The sequence below is a fragment of the Streptomyces sp. NPDC057654 genome, assembly GCF_042800135.1.
Taxonomy (GTDB): domain Bacteria; phylum Actinomycetota; class Actinomycetes; order Streptomycetales; family Streptomycetaceae; genus Streptomyces.
Window position 1 is genome coordinate 1 of record NZ_JBHVHQ010000163.1, and the last position, 12,639, is coordinate 12,639.

10 protein-coding genes and 1 pseudogene are annotated in these 12,639 nt (G+C 71.8%); 1 reads left to right on the forward strand and 10 read right to left on the reverse strand.

Translation table 11 applies throughout. From position 1 onward, the window contains the following. From ACFU99_RS15295 to ACFU99_RS15340, 10 genes and pseudogenes are all read right to left on the reverse strand, one after another. Positions 1-1,121 (reverse strand): annotated as a pseudogene (locus tag ACFU99_RS15295) (hypothetical protein); the annotation flags it as partial. A gap of 92 nt (positions 1,122-1,213) precedes the next feature. Further along, on the reverse strand, positions 1,214-2,248 hold the full coding sequence (locus ACFU99_RS15300) for an ArsR family transcriptional regulator (RefSeq protein ID WP_384391266.1): 1,035 nt from the start codon (positions 2,246-2,248) through the stop codon (positions 1,214-1,216). Between the two features lie 240 nt (positions 2,249-2,488). Beyond that, a complete protein-coding gene (locus tag ACFU99_RS15305) occupies positions 2,489-3,838 on the reverse strand; it encodes a class I SAM-dependent RNA methyltransferase (protein WP_384391270.1) in 1,350 nt (449 codons plus the stop codon). 92 nt (positions 3,839-3,930) lie between these two features. Then, positions 3,931-5,982: an APC family permease gene (locus ACFU99_RS15310; RefSeq protein WP_384391272.1), complete on the reverse strand. Its 2,052-nt coding sequence runs from the start codon at positions 5,980-5,982 to the stop codon at positions 3,931-3,933. 314 nt (positions 5,983-6,296) lie between these two features. Next, the gene (locus ACFU99_RS15315) at positions 6,297-7,448 is read right to left on the reverse strand and encodes a cytochrome P450 (protein WP_384391274.1); all 1,152 of its coding nucleotides are present in this window, start codon (positions 7,446-7,448) and stop codon (positions 6,297-6,299) included. Continuing rightward, on the reverse strand, positions 7,412-8,860 hold the full coding sequence (locus ACFU99_RS15320) for a cytochrome P450 (RefSeq protein ID WP_384391279.1): 1,449 nt from the start codon (positions 8,858-8,860) through the stop codon (positions 7,412-7,414). The genes ACFU99_RS15315 and ACFU99_RS15320 overlap by 37 nt, the downstream gene beginning before the upstream one ends. Further along, on the reverse strand, positions 8,857-9,459 hold the full coding sequence (locus ACFU99_RS15325) for an ATP/GTP-binding protein (protein ID WP_384391282.1): 603 nt from the start codon (positions 9,457-9,459) through the stop codon (positions 8,857-8,859). Before ACFU99_RS15325 ends, ACFU99_RS15320 begins: the two co-directional genes overlap by 4 nt. After that, positions 9,437-9,805: a DUF742 domain-containing protein gene (locus ACFU99_RS15330; protein WP_384391285.1), complete on the reverse strand. Its 369-nt coding sequence runs from the start codon at positions 9,803-9,805 to the stop codon at positions 9,437-9,439. Before ACFU99_RS15330 ends, ACFU99_RS15325 begins: the two co-directional genes overlap by 23 nt. Then, a complete protein-coding gene (locus ACFU99_RS15335) occupies positions 9,802-10,230 on the reverse strand; it encodes a roadblock/LC7 domain-containing protein (RefSeq protein WP_384391287.1) in 429 nt (142 codons plus the stop codon). The genes ACFU99_RS15330 and ACFU99_RS15335 overlap by 4 nt, the downstream gene beginning before the upstream one ends. Then, positions 10,227-11,693: an ATP-binding protein gene (locus tag ACFU99_RS15340; RefSeq protein ID WP_384391290.1), complete on the reverse strand. Its 1,467-nt coding sequence runs from the start codon at positions 11,691-11,693 to the stop codon at positions 10,227-10,229. Before ACFU99_RS15340 ends, ACFU99_RS15335 begins: the two co-directional genes overlap by 4 nt. Positions 11,694-11,984: 291 nt before the next feature. On the opposite strand from ACFU99_RS15340, the gene ACFU99_RS15345 reads away from it, so the two are divergent. Continuing rightward, positions 11,985-12,639, forward strand: a 655-nt coding sequence (locus ACFU99_RS15345) for a potassium channel family protein (protein ID WP_384391293.1), incomplete at its 3' end; no start/stop codon positions are given.

Sequence of the window (12,639 nt, forward strand, 5' to 3'; positions counted from 1 at the left end):
GTTCTCATGTGCTCCAGCGTCGAGATGCTCCAGGTGGAGAGCTTGACGGGGGTACCGCAGCCGCTGCCGTCGCAGGTGGCCATGTGGACGGGCGCGCCACCGACGAACTTGAAGATCTGCCCCTGCTGATCCTGCGCGGTGGCACCGTCCGACGGCTCGGGCCGCATGTGGTCGAGCGCGGCGACACTCCAGGTGGAGACCTTCACGGGGCTGCCGCAGCCGACCCCGTCACAGGTCGCGAGCCGGACGGGTGCGCCGCCGACGAACTTGAAGATCTGACCTTGCTGGTCCTGCACGGTGGCGCCGTCCGACGGCGCCGGGGGGCCGGCGTCGATGACCGCCTGTGTGGTGGGCCTGGCGTCGGGGCACAGGCCGCCGTCGCAGGTGGACTGCCAGATCGGGGCGCCGCCTGCCATCTTGTAGACGCGGTGGGTGTCGTTGGTGCTGAGCACGGTGCCGTCGGGCAGCCCGTACACCGACGTCACCAGCTGGGGCTTGGTCGGCACGGTGACAGGACCGGGCGGGTTGCCGCCGCTGCCGCCCCCACCGCCCGGCGGGAAGTACTCGATCCTCCAGCCGGCGTACATCGGGACCAGCATGTAGGAGTAGTCGGCGAACCAGGGAAAGAAGGTGGAGTCCTTGTTGCACCCGGGGATCGTGTACGTCCGCGCGTACGTGGTCTTCCAGTAGTAGACGCCGTAGGAGACCAAGGCGTACTGGCCCGGCCGCACGGAGACGTTCTGCTGGACCTCGGTCCCGTAGGTGAGGCTCGTCTGGGCCGTGTGCCCGGTCGAGGCCGACGCCTCGAACTCGGCGGCCGAGAGCTTGGCGCTCACGCTGATCGTGGCCGTGGTCGTCACGCTTTCGGTGCGGGTGCCCGTCATGCTCGTCTTGGCCATGCCGCCGGGCGCCTCGATGCGTGTCGGTTGCAGGGCGGTGGGTCTGAAGTCCATGGTGCCGGGACCGACCTGGGTCTCACTGGCCACGTTGCAGTTGCCGCCCAACGGCAGCGGCGGAAGGTCGTCCGCCGCCGCCTGCCCCGCCCCGGCGACGAGGACCGAGGCCAGAACGGCGAGCACCGCCGCCCAGACCCGGCCGACGCGTATGACGGCCACGTGCATGGAAACCCCCCGTACGACACGCTGTCCCGTCTCGTCAGGAGCAGCCCCGGGGTCACTGTCCCGGCGCGGCGGCGGTCGCTCAACCGGCTTTCCTATGTTTCGGCTGTGACCGAAGGGTTGTGCGGGTGGGGCGGCCGGTGCCGCTGGTGCAGCAGGTCCGCGCCGAGGACCGTGAGGGCGTGCCGCGCGGTACGTCCGCTGCGCACGGTCGACACCAGGCCCGCCCGACGGAGCGCGGTCGTGTGCTCGCTGGCGGCCGCGGCGGAGATGCGCAGCCGCCGGGCCAGCTCGCCCGTGGTGCACCCGGAGCCGATCTCCGCGAGGACAAGGGTCCGGGTGCGCCCCAGCAGGGCGGTGAGGGCGGCGAGTTGGGCGCGGGTGGGGAGGCTGCCGCCGCCGCGCGTGGGCGTACGCCAGTCCGCCTCGCGTTCGAAGGGGTAGACGAGAACCGGCGGCAGCTTCTGGTCGTGCAGGCAGATGGGGCGTTTGCGGCAGAAGAAGGACGGGATGAGCAACAGGCCCCGGCCGCGGAGACGGACCTCGCGGTCCGGACCGGGATACGGCATCCGGAGGACGTCCTCCTGCAACCGGACGGCCGGGTGGATGCCCCGCAGCAGCTCCCGCACCCCGAGCTCCTCGCGCACCCTCAGCCGCATTGCGGACTCCGCCCCGACGCTCTGCCGGATGTGCGACCAGTAGGGCGCGAGAGCCGTCGTGTGGTAGTGGCGCAGCGCGTCCCGCAGAAGCAGGAGCGGCTTGGACTCGGCAGCGGCGAGACTCCGTACGTAGGGAGCCGACGCCCGTGCGGGGTGGAGCCGGCCGAGTTCGCGCGCCATACGGCGGGCTGGTGTCGCCAGCACCCGTTCCAGACCCTGTTCGAAGCCCTTGGTCCCGGCCGGGGTGAGGAAGTCCGGCGAGTAGCCGACCGGCGGCGCCAGCGAGAAGAGGCCGCCGACGGCCACCGGGTCCAGCTCCCTGGCCACTTCCGTCCGCCAGGGCCCGAACTCCGCTGACGCATCAGGCTGTTGCAGGGCATGGAGACTCAGCAGGGACTCCCACATCACATCCGGGTGGTCACACAGACCGACAGCCGCGTAGTCGGCGTCCGTGAAATGTATCCGCAGCATCCGCTCCCCCGTGTACGACGCGCGTGCGGACCCAGCGAAGCCTGCCGTCGGTCGCTCCGCCGGATCCCACAGTGATCGACGGCTAAGAGCCGGGGAAGGTTGCCCCCAAGGCACAGCTGACAGCCCATCAGAACGAGCGTCATACGAGCGTCAAGACACCTCTGAGAGCGTCATTTCAGCGTCAAGATATCGCCCGTAACGCCCACACCGCAGATAATGCGCTTCACCCAAACCCGCAGGTCAGGCAGCATTTGCGGCAGGTTTGAGGATCGCTACGCACTCCACATGGTGCGTCATCGGGAAGAGGTCGAAAGCCCGCAGAGTCACCGGGCGGTAGCCGTCCTCCGCGAAGTAGTTCAGGTCGCGGGCCAGGGCCGCCGGGTCGCAGGCGACATAGGCGATGCGGCGGGCTCCGAGCGAAGCCAGTTGGTGGACGGTCTGCTTGCCGGCGCCGGCGCGTGGGGGGTCGAGGACGATGAGGTCGGCGTCCTTGATGCCGGTGCGGGGGAGGATCTGTTCGACCTTGCCGTGTTCGATGCGGACGCGGTCGAGGTCCTGGAGGTTGTGGCGGGCGTCTTCCACCGCGCGCTTGGTGGATTCGATGCCGAGGACGGCGCCCTTGTCCCCGATGCGTTCGGCCAGGGCGCCCGCGAAGAGGCCGACGCCGCAGTACAGGTCGAGGGCCATGTCGCCCTTGCGCGGCATCAGGCCCTGCATGACCGCCTTGACCAGCATGTCCGCGGCCTGCGGGTGGACCTGCCAGAAGCCGCCCTCGCCCACGCGGTACGTGCGGTCGTCGGCGCGTTCGCGGACGAAGGGGCGGCCGTGGACGCGGTGGACGGCCTTGTCGCGTTCGCCCACGCGCAGGACCGAGACCGGCTTGTCCAGTTCGACGATGGGGAGGCGGCCGCCGGGCTTCGGCGTCAGGATGACCTGGCGGTCGCCGGAGCCGCTCGCCGCGATGGCCTCCACCGAGGCGATCTGCGGCCACTCGCGCTGCTCGATGCCCAGCTCCGTCACCGCCGGCGCCGCGATCAGACAGCGGTCGATGATCTCCACCTCGTGCGAGCGGTGCTTGCGCAGCCCCGCGCGGCCCTCCGCGTCCACCGCGTACTGCACGCGCGTACGCCACGCCGGGACCTCGCCCGCCGGGAGTTTGTCGCCCTCCGCCGGCATGACCGTGCCGTCCCAGCCCGCTTCCTCGGGGGTCAGGCCCGCGAGACGCATCAGCTGCTCAGCGATCACCTCGCCCTTCAGACGGCGCTGCGCGCCCGGCTTGGCGTGCTGCCAGTCGCAGCCGCCGCACTTCCCCGGTCCCGAGAACGGGCACGGCGCCTCCACCCGGTCCTTCGACGCCTCGATGATCTCCACCGCGTCCGCCCGGAGGAAACGGGAGCTCTCCTCGCCCTCCGTCACCCGGGCCTTCACCCGTTCCCCCGGCAGCGCGTGCCGTACGAACAGCACCCGGCCCCCGTCCGTACGCGCCACGCAGTGCCCGCCGTGCGCGACCGGGCCCACCTCGACCTCGTACTCCTCGCCCACCAACGATGATGCTTCGGACTCTTGCGGCATCGGCATCGGCAGCGGCATGGCGAATTGCTCCTGGGTGGTTCTGGGGGGAGGGGGTGGGGTGTCGCAGCCCGTCAGTCTACTTGTCCCCCTCCCCTGCCTCTTCGTCCCCGCTACCTCTTCGTCCCCGCCTTCTCCCCCTTCGGCTGCGTCACCGGGCCCCGGCGCACCGACCCCGGTGCGTTCCACTCCGCCCGCCTGCGCGCCCGCCGCTTCGCCGCCTCCGACGAGTCCAGCTGCCACGGCACCGACGTCACCATCACGCCCGGCGTGAACAGCAGCCGGCCCTTGAGGCGCAGCGCGCTCTGGTTGTGCAGCAGGTGCTCGTACCAGTGGCCGACCACGTACTCCGGGATGTAGACGCTCACCGCGTCGCGCGGGCTCTCCTTCCGCAGGCTCTTGACGTAGTCGATGATCGGCCGGGTGATCTCGCGGTACGGCGAATCGAGGATCTTGAGCGGTACGTCCATGCCGCGCCGCTGCCACTCCTCCTGGAGGGCCTTCGTCTCGGCCGCGTCGACGCTGATGCTCAGCGCTTCGAGCGAGTCGGAGCGCATGAGCTTGGCGTACGCGAGGGCGCGCAGCGTCGGCTTGTGGACCTTGGAGACGAGGACGATGGAGTGCACGCGGGACGGGCGGACCGTCTCGTCGTCCCGCTCGTCCTCGACCGCGATCTCCTCGGCGACCCGGTCGTAGTGCTTGCGGATCGCCGTCATCGTCGCGTAGAAGATCACCATTCCGAGCAGCGCGACCCACGCGCCGTGCGTGAACTTCGTCAGCAGCACGACGACCAGGACCAGCCCCGTCAGGAACGCGCCGAAGGTGTTGATCGCCCGCGAGCGGACCATGTGACGGCGCTTGGCCGGGTCGCCCTCGGTGCGCAGATGGCGGTTCCAGTGCCGCACCATGCCGATCTGGCTGAGGGTGAAGGACACGAACACGCCGACGATGTAGAGCTGGATCAGCCGCGTCGAGTCGGCCCCGTAGATGTACGTCAGCACGGCCGCCGCGCCGGCCAGCAGCACGATGCCGTTGGAGAAGGCCAGCCGGTCGCCCCGCGTGTGCAGCTGGCGCGGCAGATAGCGGTCCTGGGCCAGGATCGAGCCGAGCAGCGGGAAGCCGTTGTACGCGGTGTTGGCCGCCAGGAACAGGACGAGCGCCGTGGCCGCCGCCAGGATGATGAACAGCAGCGAGCCGTGGCCGAAGACCGCCTCCGCGACCTGTGAGATCACGGGGTTCTGGGTGTAGCCGGAGCCGACCGGCCTGCCGTTGTTCAGCAGGTCGGTGGCCGGGTGCTCCGCCATCCGCACCTTGGTGGTCATGGCCAGCGCGATGATGCCGCAGAACATCGTGACGGCGAGGCCGCCCATCAGCGCCAGCGTGGACGCCGCGTTCTTGCTCTTCGGCTTGCGGAACGCGGGCACGCCGTTGCTGATCGCCTCGACGCCCGTCAGCGCCGCACACCCCGACGAGAAGGCCCGCAGCAGCAGGAAGACCAGCGCGAACCCGGCCAGGCCCTGGTGTTCCGCGTGAATCGTGTAGTCGGCGGTGGGGGCCTTCATGGTGTCGCCGAGGACGAGGCCCCGGACGACACCCCACAGGATCATCAGGAACACGCCGCCCACGAAGACATACGTGGGGATGGCGAAGAGCTTCCCGGACTCCTTGACGCCGCGCAGGTTCATCACCGTCAGCAGCACGATGACGGTGATCGCGCAGAGCGTCTTGTGCTCGGCGACGAACGGGATGGCCGAGCCGAGGTTCTCGATGCCCGAGGCGATCGAGACCGCGACGGTGAGCACGTAGTCGACGAGCAGGGCGCTGGCGACGGTGAGCCCGGCCTTGGCGCCGAGGTTGGTGGTGGCGACCTCGTAGTCGCCGCCGCCGCTCGGGTAGGCGTGCACGTTCTGCCGGTACGAGGCGACCACCGTGAACATCAGCACGACGACCGCGACGGCGATCCACGGGCTGAAGTGGTAGGCGGACACGCCGGCCACGGACAGCACGAGGAGCACTTCGCCCGGCGCGTACGCCACGGAGGACAGCGGGTCGGAGGCGAAGACGGGGAGCGCGACGCGCTTGGGGAGGAGCGTCTCGCCCAGCTTGTCGCTGCGCAGCGCTCGGCCGATGAGGATCCGTTTCGGCACGTCGGTCAGTTTGGACACGCAGAGGATCGTAAGCGCTCGCGATTACGGTCGCCCACCCGCCACCCATGGGCCGTCCGGCCCGGATCGGCTCCGGTGGCGGTACGCGGCCGCTCACGGGTCGCTCCGGGCCCCTCGGACGGCGCTCGCGGGTCCCTCGCGCGCCCCGTCGGCCCGAGGGCGTCCACCTGCCCGTATGCCGTGCGTGACGCACGCTCGCCCGTACACCGTGACGGTCGGAACGCGCCGTCGCCCACGGCTACGGCTGCGGCCCGGAACACGCCCGCGGGCCCGGCCATCCCGCTGACCGGACCCGCGGGCCGCTGCTCACCGGATCAGACGGCCACCGTCGCGTGCAGCCGCGCCGGCAGGCTGCGGTGCCCGTTCGAGATGAACGACTCCACCGGCCGCAGCCCCTCCGGCGGGCAGGCGAGCGCGAGGTCCGGGAAGCGCTCGAAGAGCGCGGGCAGCGCGATCTCGGCCTCCAGCCGGGCCAGCGGCGCTCCGAGGCAGTAGTGGACGCCGTGGCCGAAGGCGAGGTGCTCCTTGTCGGGGCGGGTGAGGTCGAAGCGGTCGGCGTCCGCACCGTGCCGCCGCGGGTCGCGGCCGGCCGCGGCGTAGGCGGCGACGATCGCGTCTCCCTTGCGGAAGGTGATGCCGCCGTCCAGTTCGATGTCCTCGACGGCGTAGCGCAGCGGCAGGTTGGCGACGGGCGCCTCGACGCGCAGCGCCTCCTCGATCACGTCGCCCCAGCCGGCCTTGCCCTCGCGGATGAGGGCGAGCTGTTCGGGGTGGGTGAGCAGCAGGTGGATGGCGTTGTCGAGGAGGTTGACGGTGGTCTCGTGGCCGGCGCTGATGACCAGCAGCAGGGTGTCGACGAGCTCCTGCTCGCTGAGGCCCGCGCCGTCGTCCTCGTCGCGGGCGGCGATCAGCACGCTGGCCATGTCGTCGCCGGGCTGCTCGCGCCGCTGTGCCACGAGCCCGCCGAGGATCTCGTAGATACGGGCGTACGTGGCGGTGACCTCGGCGGGGTCGGCGGAGGTGTGGAAGACGGAGTCGACGCAGTCGCGCAGGCCCGCGCGGGTGGCCTCGTCGTCGATGCCGAACAGGTCGCAGATGACCTGGATCGGGATCGGGTAGGCGTAGCCCTCGCGGAGGTCCGCGGTCTCGCCGCGCGGGGTCGCGGCGAGGGTGTCGAGGAGGCCGGCGACGATCTCCTCGATGCGGGGGCGCAGGGCCGCGGTGCGGCGGGCGGTGAACGCCTTGGCGATCAGCTTGCGCAGCCGCCGGTGGTCGCTGCCGTAGGCGGTGAACATGTTCTGCACCGCCACCCAGGTGAACAGCGGCCACTCGGGGGATATCTCACCGTTGATCCACGCGGGCCAGTGCTGGCGGGGGTCCTTGGAGATCCGCGGGTCGGTGAGCAGCTGCTTGAGGAGGGCGGGGCTGCTTACCGCCCACGCCACCACGCCGTCAGGGAGTTCCACACGCGCCGCGGGCCCCTGCTCGCGGATTCGGGCGCCTTCGGCGTGGATGTCGTGGCCGGCGGGGTCGATTGCGACGGGGCAGGTCTGACGTTCCATCGACTGTCTCCAGGTGTCTCGTCGAACTGGTCGCGTACCGGGGCGGGCATGGGCACCGGTACCGGGGGAAACCGGACGGGGAGCGCGGTGAGGGCGCGGTGGAAGGGGCCGGGCCGCCAGACGAGCCGGTCGGCGGGGACGGCGAGTTCGAGGTCGGGGATGCGGTCGAGGAGCTTCTCGACGGCGACGGCGGCGATCAGCCGGGCGGAGTCCTTGGCCGGGCAGGTGTGCGGGCCGGCGCTCCACGCGAGGTGGGCGCGGTTGCCGCCGCGCTGCTCGGACAGGAGGCCGGGGTCGTTGTTGGCGGCCGCGTAGCTGATCACGACGGGCTCGCCCTCGCGCAGCCGGACGCCGCCGAAGTCGAGGTCGTGTACGGGGTAGTGGACGCCGTAGTTGGCCATCGGCGGGTCGAGCCAGAGGACCTCGTCGAGCGCGTCCTCCACGGGCATGGCGCCGCCGGAGAGGTCGCCCGCGAACCGGTCGTCGGAGAGCAGCAGACGCAGCGCGTTGGCGATGAGGTTCTGCTGGGGCTCGGTGCCCGCGCCCATCAGCACGACGAGCTGGTGGATCATCTCCTCGTCGCCGAGGCCGGCGGGGTGGGCCAGCAGCCAGGAGGTGACGTCCGCTCCGGGCTGCTCGCGCTTGAGGCCGATGAGCTCGATGAAGCTCTGGGTGGCCTGCGCGTTGGCGCGCTCGGCGTCGACCCCGTCGAAGATCGCGGACATCGCGCCCATGAGCCGCTCGCCGATGGCGGGCGGGCAGCCGAAGAGCTGGTTGAAGACCAGCAGCGGCAGGACCTTGGCGTACGAGCCGAGGAGGTCGGCCTCGCCGTACGGGGAGAACCGGTCGATGAGCGTGTCGGCGCTGCGCTCGACGTAGCCGCGCAGGGCGGCGGGGTCGACCCGGCCGAGGCTGTCGGTGACGGCCTGGCGCAGCCGCCGGTGGGCCTCGCCGTCGGAGAAGAGGCAGTTGGGCCGGTAGCCCATCATCGGCACGACGGGGTTGTCGGCGCCGACGCGGCCGTCGGCGAGGGCGCGCCAGCGGCGGGCGTCCTTGGCGAACTTCTCCGGGCTGCGCAGCACTTCGAGGGCGGCCCGGTAGTCGGTGACCAGGGTGGCGTGCACGCCGGGCGACAGCTCGACGGGGGCGGCCGGCCCGTACCCGCGCAGCCGCTCGTAGACGGCGGACGGGTCGGCGGCGAAGTCCGGCCCGTACAGCGGGGTGGGTCCCGGCTGGGCGAGCCCGGGGAGCGGGCCGCCGCCGGCGTGGGCGGGGCAGCCCGGCGGCGGGGCGCCGGCGTCGGGGCGGTAGGTCACGCGTACTCCTGGGCGGTGCGGGTCTGGAGGTATTCGACGAGCGATATGAGCGCGCGGGTGGAGGAGATCCGGTCGCGCGCGTCGCAGGTGATCAGGGGCGTCTCGGGCAGCAGGTCGAGGGCCTCGCGGATCTCCTCCTCGGGGTATACGGGCGCGCCGTCGAAGTGGTTCACGGCCACGGCGTAGGGCAGGCCGTGCTCCTCCAGCAGTCCCATGACGTCGAAGGACTGCTCCAGGCGGCGGGTGTCGGCGAGGACGAGCGCGCCGAGGGCGCCGCGGGTCATGTCCTGCCAGAGCCGGGTGAAGCGCTTCTGGCCGGGCGCGCCGAACAGGTAGAGGACGAGGCTGTCGCTGAGCGTGAGGCGGCCGAAGTCCATGGCGACCGTGGTGGTGGTCTTGGACTCGGTGCCGGCGAGGTCGTCGATATGCGCCCCGGCCTGCGTCATCGTCTCCTCGGTGCGCAGCGGCCGGATCTCGGAGAGCGCGCCGACGAACGTGGTCTTGCCGACCGCGAAGTGCCCCACGACCAGGAGCTTCGCCGCGGTACGGACGCTCTGCCGCAGATAGAGGTCTCCGTCAGAGGCGAGCGCGGAGTCCATCGAGCACCTCCTGAAGGAGCTGGGCCTCGGGCAGCTGGGCCGAGGGGATGGGGGACCTGGTGGTGATATGCCCGCTGTCCACGAGATCGCCGAGCAGCACCTTGACGACGCTGACGGGCAGCATCAGGTGGCCGGAGACCTCGGCGACCGACAGGGCGCCGCCGAGGCAGAGGTCCATGAGCCTGCGCTTCTCGGGGCTGAGGCCGCCGAGCGGCCGGTCGCCCTGCGCCATGACCAGCGTGACGAGGTCGAAGGTGTTGCGGGTCGGGTAGGCGCGGCCGTCGGTGACGACGTACGGCCGCACGAGTCCCTTGTCGCGTCCTGGGTCGCGCCGGGGCGGGGTCATGCCGGGCTGCCGGTACCCAGCCAGGAGGCGTCCTGCCGCGGCGGACTGGTGAGTTCCTTGCCGAGCCGGTCGACGAGCTTCTGCATGCGGTAGGTGACGGCCTCCATGTCGACCTCGTCGGTGGCGGAGACCGCGAGGTACGCGCCGGGGCCCGCGGCGATCAGGAAGACGTAGCCGTGCGCGAACTCGACGAGCGTCTGCCGCCAGGGGCTCTCCTCGTGCGAGCAGAACTCGCCGGTGGAGCGGCTGATCGACTGGAGTCCGGAGAGGCCGGCGGCCTGCCGCTCGGCCTCGTCGCGGCCGATGCCCTGGGAGTGGGCGCGGAGCATGCCGTCGGCGGAGAGCAGGATCGCGTGCCGCGCTTCGGGCATCTTCACGACCTCGTCGAGCATCCAGCCCAGCTCGTTGTTCATGTGGTCGTTCACGCGTGGGGGTTCCCTTCGTCTTCGGTGGCGTCGGCGGCGCTGCGGCCGGACCTCGTGCCGCGGGCGAACGCGCCCATGCGGCGGGCGGTCTCCTCCGCGGTCCGTTCCTGCGGGGGCTGGGCGGCGGGCGCCGCGCCGTACCCGGCATCGGTCCCGTACCCGGCGTCGGCTCCGTATCCGGCGTCTTGGCCGTATCCGGCGGCGGGCCCGTCCTGCTGCTGGGGCGCGGCCTGTCTGCGGCGGCGCTTGGGCAGGCCGCCCGCGGTGGACCCGTGGACCGCGCCGGGGGTCCCCGCGTGGGATGTGTACGGGGCCTGGGGCGGGGCCGGGGTCTCGTACGGGTCCGGGAGCTCGTCGACGGCGGGCGCCGCGGCCGGTACGCGCCGGGGCGGGCGCTGCTGCGGGGCCTGCGGCATGGCCTGCTGGGGCTGCGCGGCCTGCTGGGCGGCTCCCGGAGCGTCCGCGTCCAGGTGGGTGAGCAGGGCGCTGGGCAGGAAGACCACCGCCCGTACGCCGCCGTAGGGCGAGCGGGTGTCGACGGAGACGCTGAAGCCGTAGCGGGCGGCGAGCACGCCGATGACGGCGAAGCCGAACTGCGGCGGGTCGCCGAGCCGGGAGACGTCCGCGACGCGCTCACCGCCGAGTAGGGCCGCGGCCTGCTGCACCTCATGGCCGTCCATGCCGACTCCGGCGTCGTCGATGACGACGCAGGCGCCGTTGTGCACCGGCTGGAGGCTGACCTCGACGGTGGTGTTGGGCTGCGAGTGGCGGGCCGCGTTGTCGAGCAGCTCGGCGACGGCCAGCACCACGGGCTCCACGGCCCGGCTGATGACGGCGATGTCGGCCTGGCTGTGGACCTGGACGCGGCGGTAGTCGCGGATGCGGGACTTCGCGCCGCGCACCACGTCGGTCATGGCGGAGGCGGTGCGCTGGCGGCCCGGCCAGGAGCCGCAGAGCACGGCGATGGCCTGGGCGCGGCGGCCGAACTGGGAGTTGGCGTGGTCGATCTCCAGCAGGTCGCGCAGCACGTCGGGGTTGTCGTGCCGGTCCTGCATGTCGGAGATGGACAGCTGCTGCTCGTGGGCGAGCCCCTGGAGGGCGCGCATCGACGCCTTCAGGGCCGCCCTGGCCGACTGCTCGGCGCGCGCCTTGGCCCGGTCCCCGGCCTGGCGGAAGAGGTCCATCACGGTTTGCAGGCTGTGCGCGTACGCGGTGCCGGTGAGCCGCTGGTCGAGCAGGCCGGGCGGGGGCGCCGGCTGGTTCGCGGAGTCCTCGATCGCGGGGAGCCGGACCGTGGCGAGGTGGTGCATCTCCTCGTCCCGCGCCCGCAGGCTGCTCTCCAGGGCGGCGGCGCGTTTGCGGACGCCCGCGGTGATCTGCCGCTGCCGCACCAGCAGGACCAGGGTCACCGCCAGGGCCGCCGCCAGGCACCAGATCACCGCCGCCGGTATGTGATCAGACATCAATTCCTCGGGAACGAAAGGGACATGGGCGTGTGGGGAGGCGAGTCGGCGTCCCTGCGCCCGCCGTCAAGCGGAACGCGGTGATCATCCTAACCACCCCCGTGACCGTGTGTCCGAGTCTCGTCACTACGACTGAATGGAGGCAGTGGCCGCGATCCCAGGTAGCGTGGTCGCCGAAACGGCACGGCCGACCGGCACTGCCCCCGTGGTGGCCCCGGCAGGGGCTCGGAAGGATGATGAACGATGGCTGCCCACATCACAGCACTCAGGGAAGGTGCGAGGTAAGGGCGTATGCACATCGTCATCATGGGCTGCGGCCGCGTGGGATCCGCCCTCGCACAGACCCTTGAGCAGCAGGGCCACACCGTCGCGGTGGTCGACCAGGACCCGACGGCGTTCCGGCGGCTCGGCGCGGGCTTCGCCGGGCGCCGGGTGACCGGCATCGGCTTCGACCAGGACACCCTGCGCGAGGCGGGCATCGAGGAGGCCGGGGCCTTCGCCGCGGTCTCCAGCGGCGACAACTCCAACATCATCGCGGCCCGGGTGGCGCGCGAGATGTTCTCCGTCGAGAATGTCGCGGCCCGCATCTACGACCCGCGCCGCGCCGAGGTCTACCAGCGCCTGGGCATCCCGACCGTGGCCACCGTGCGGTGGACCGCCGACCAGATGCTGCGGCGGCTGCTGCCGTCCGGCGCGGAGCCGCTGTGGCGGGACCCCAGCGGCGGCGTGCAGCTCGCGGAGGTGCCCACCTCCGACGCGTGGGTGGGCCACAAGGTCAGCAGGCTCCAGGAGGAGACCGGGGTGCGCGTCGCGTTCATCACCCGGCTGGGCGAAGCGATCCTGCCGACCTCGCAGACGGTCCTCCAGGAGGGCGACCTGGTGCACGTGATGATGCGCACCGACGAGGTCGGAGAGGTCGAGGCGGCGTTCTCGGACGGGCCCGAGG

Excerpts from the sequence above, each read along its gene's own strand:
- ACFU99_RS15340 (WP_384391290.1), bottom strand. The coding sequence starts at position 11,693 with ATGTCTGATCACATACCGGCGGCGGTGATCTGGTGCCTGGCGGCGGCC.
- ACFU99_RS15325 (WP_384391282.1), bottom strand. The coding sequence starts at position 9,459 with ATGGACTCCGCGCTCGCCTCTGACGGAGACCTCTATCTGCGGCAGAGC.
- ACFU99_RS15300 (WP_384391266.1), bottom strand. The coding sequence starts at position 2,248 with ATGCTGCGGATACATTTCACGGACGCCGACTACGCGGCTGTCGGTCTG.
- ACFU99_RS15305 (WP_384391270.1), bottom strand. The coding sequence starts at position 3,838 with ATGCCGCTGCCGATGCCGATGCCGCAAGAGTCCGAAGCATCATCGTTG.
- ACFU99_RS15330 (WP_384391285.1), bottom strand. The coding sequence starts at position 9,805 with ATGACCCCGCCCCGGCGCGACCCAGGACGCGACAAGGGACTCGTGCGG.